Origin of the sequence: Streptomyces sp. NPDC006265, from assembly GCF_040613555.1 — a bacterium.
In the GTDB taxonomy this organism is placed as follows: Bacteria; Actinomycetota; Actinomycetes; order Streptomycetales; family Streptomycetaceae; genus Streptomyces.
On the sequence record NZ_JBEXSH010001061.1, the window covers coordinates 1 to 2,738 of the forward strand.

Genomic DNA, 2,738 nt, shown 5'->3' on the forward strand with positions numbered 1-2,738 from the left:
GGACATGGACGGGCTGGCCGTGCTCGGGCGGCTGCGCCGGGAACTGCCGGACGTGCCGGTGCTGTTCCTCACCGCCAAGGACGCCGTCGAGGACCACCAAGGGCCTGGAGTACGACGCGACGGTGGTGGTCTCCCCGGCGGAGATCGCGGACGAGTCCCCGGCCGGCCTGCGCGTCCTCTACGTCGCGCTGACCCGGGCCACCCAGCAGCTCACGGTCGTCTCGGCCGACCGGGACGAGCCCGACGCGGCGGGAGTTGCGGATCTGCTCAGGGACTGAGGCCCGATACCCACTTGTCGGCGAAATGAACTACCGGTATGGGAATGGCCTTACCGGATCTGTTTGTTAGCCTGGATGTGGCACCGGCTCGATCCAAGCCCCCGGGCCCAACCTTCGTCGCTACGAGCGACCACTTGCCGCGAGGCGAGCATGGCGGGTCGGTGCCACCTACTTGAGAAGAGACCCACGTCCCCGTGACGTGGGTCTCTTTTTGTCGCCCCGTTCCGCGAACAAAACGTTCGCAATCGAGGGTGGCTACCTGCTACTCAGCGGTAGGTGCGACGATCGGACGGCACAACTCAGCGTCAGGTGAAAGCAGAGGAAGTCGGCCATGGCAACGGCGCCCAGCGTCTCCTACTCGATGACGGTCCGGCTGGAGGTGCCCGCGAGCGGAACCGCCGTCTCGCAGCTCACCACCGCCGTGGAGTCCTCCGGAGGCTCGGTGACCGGCCTCGACGTCACCGCATCCGGTCACGAGAAGCTCCGTATCGACGTCACCATCGCGGCGACGTCGACCGCGCACGCGGACGAGATCGTGGAGGAACTCCGCGGCATCGAGGGCGTCACGCTGGGCAAGGTCTCGGACCGGACCTTCCTCATGCACCTCGGCGGCAAGATCGAGATGGCGTCCAAGCACCCCATCCGCAACCGTGACGACCTGTCCATGGTCTACACGCCGGGCGTGGCCCGCGTCTGCATGGCGATCGCCGAGAACCCCGAGGACGCCCGCCGCCTCACCATCAAGCGCAACTCCGTTGCGGTCGTGACGGACGGATCCGCTGTGCTGGGCCTGGGCAACATCGGCCCCAAGGCCGCGCTGCCCGTCATGGAGGGCAAGGCGGCCCTCTTCAAGCGGTTCGCCGGCATCGACGCCTGGCCGATCTGCCTCGACACCCAGGACACCGACGCGATCGTCGAGATCGTCAAGGCGATCGCCCCCGGTTTCGCGGGCATCAACCTCGAGGACATCTCCGCCCCGCGCTGCTTCGAGATCGAGGCCCGGCTGCGCGAGGCCCTCGACATCCCCGTCTTCCACGACGACCAGCACGGCACCGCGATCGTCGTCCTCGCCGCCCTGACGAACGCACTTCGTGTCGCCGGCAAGGCGATCGAGAACATCCGCGTCGTCATGTCCGGCGCCGGCGCGGCCGGTACGGCCATCCTGAAGCTGCTGCTCGCCGCCGGCGTCAAGAACGCCGTCGTCGCCGACATCCACGGCGTCGTGCACGCGGGCCGTGAGGACCTGGTGGACGCGGCCCCGGACTCGGCGCTGCGCTGGATCGCCGACAACACCAACCCCGAGGGCCTCACGGGCACCCTCAAGGAGGCCGTGCACGGCGCTGACGTCTTCATCGGCGTCTCCGCCCCGAACGTCCTGGACGGCGACGACGTGGCCGCCATGGCCGACGGTGCGATCGTGTTCGCGCTTGCGAACCCGGACCCCGAGGTCGACCCGGCAATCGCCCGCCAGACCGCGGCCGTTGTCGCCACCGGCCGCTCGGACTTCCCGAACCAGATCAACAATGTGCTGGTCTTCCCGGGTGTCTTCCGCGGTCTGCTGGACGCGCAGTCCCGGACGGTCAACACCGAGATGATGCTGGCCGCCGCGACGGCCCTCGCGGACGTGGTGACCGAGGACGAGCTGAACGCGAACTACATCATCCCGAGCGTCTTCAACGACAAGGTCGCGGGCGCGGTCGCCGGCGCCGTGCGGGAGGCCGCCAAGGCGGTCGGTGCGGGGTCGGGCAGCCCGTCCGGCGTCTGAGACCTAGGGCAGTCCGGGCCGCTGCGGGGGCCCGGACGGCGCAGTCTCCCCGGACTGTGAGTAACCCCACGGCAGCCTGGAACCCGGCGCGTCGCAAGAACCCTGTCAGCAGCGGAGCTATCGTGGCGCAAGGCTCAGGCCCCCTTTTCGTGTGACTCCCCAAGGGTGTTCTCACGACTCCTGCGGGTGCCGGATTGGCTTTCCCGCCGCAGGTAGGGGCAGGATGCGTCCCTGGGCGCGAGGGTCTGACGACGGACCCGGGTCCGGGGACTCATCGAGGACCCTGGCAGCATCGGCTTCGATCTGACGCCTCAACGGCAAGATGAACACGGGAGTAACAACATGAACCGCAGTGAGCTGGTGGCCGCGCTGGCCGACCGCGCCGAGGTGACTCGCAAGGACGCCGACGCCGTGCTGGCCGCGTTCGCCGACGTCGTCGGCGACATCGTCTCCAAGGGCGACGAGAAGGTCACCATCCCCGGCTTCCTGACCTTCGAGCGCACGCACCGTGCCGCTCGTACCGCCCGCAACCCGCAGACCGGCGAGCCCATCCAGATCCCCGCCGGTTACAGCGTGAAGGTCTCCGCGGGTTCGAAGCTCAAGGAAGCGGCCAAGGGCAAGTAACCCTGCCGTTCGTACGCCGACGGTGTACGAACCCAGTGAGTGACATCAAAGGGGCGGCCACCCGGTCCGGG

General features: G+C 68.6%; 3 protein-coding genes. All 3 read left to right on the top strand.

The features are described 5' to 3' along the window. Window positions 1-278: ATP-binding domain-containing protein (locus tag ABZ281_RS45185; RefSeq protein ID WP_356664173.1), on the top strand; the 278-nt coding region annotated here is incomplete at its 5' end. 331 nt (window positions 279-609) lie between these two features. Continuing rightward, window positions 610-2,043 carry an NAD-dependent malic enzyme gene (locus tag ABZ281_RS45190; protein ID WP_356664175.1) on the top strand — a complete coding sequence of 478 codons (1,434 nt, stop codon included), beginning with the start codon at window positions 610-612 and terminating at the stop codon, window positions 2,041-2,043. 342 nt (window positions 2,044-2,385) lie between these two features. Beyond that, complete coding sequence (locus ABZ281_RS45195; protein ID WP_003990598.1) at window positions 2,386-2,667, top strand: HU family DNA-binding protein; 282 nt, start codon at window positions 2,386-2,388, stop codon at window positions 2,665-2,667. Window positions 2,668-2,738 lie beyond the last annotated feature (71 nt).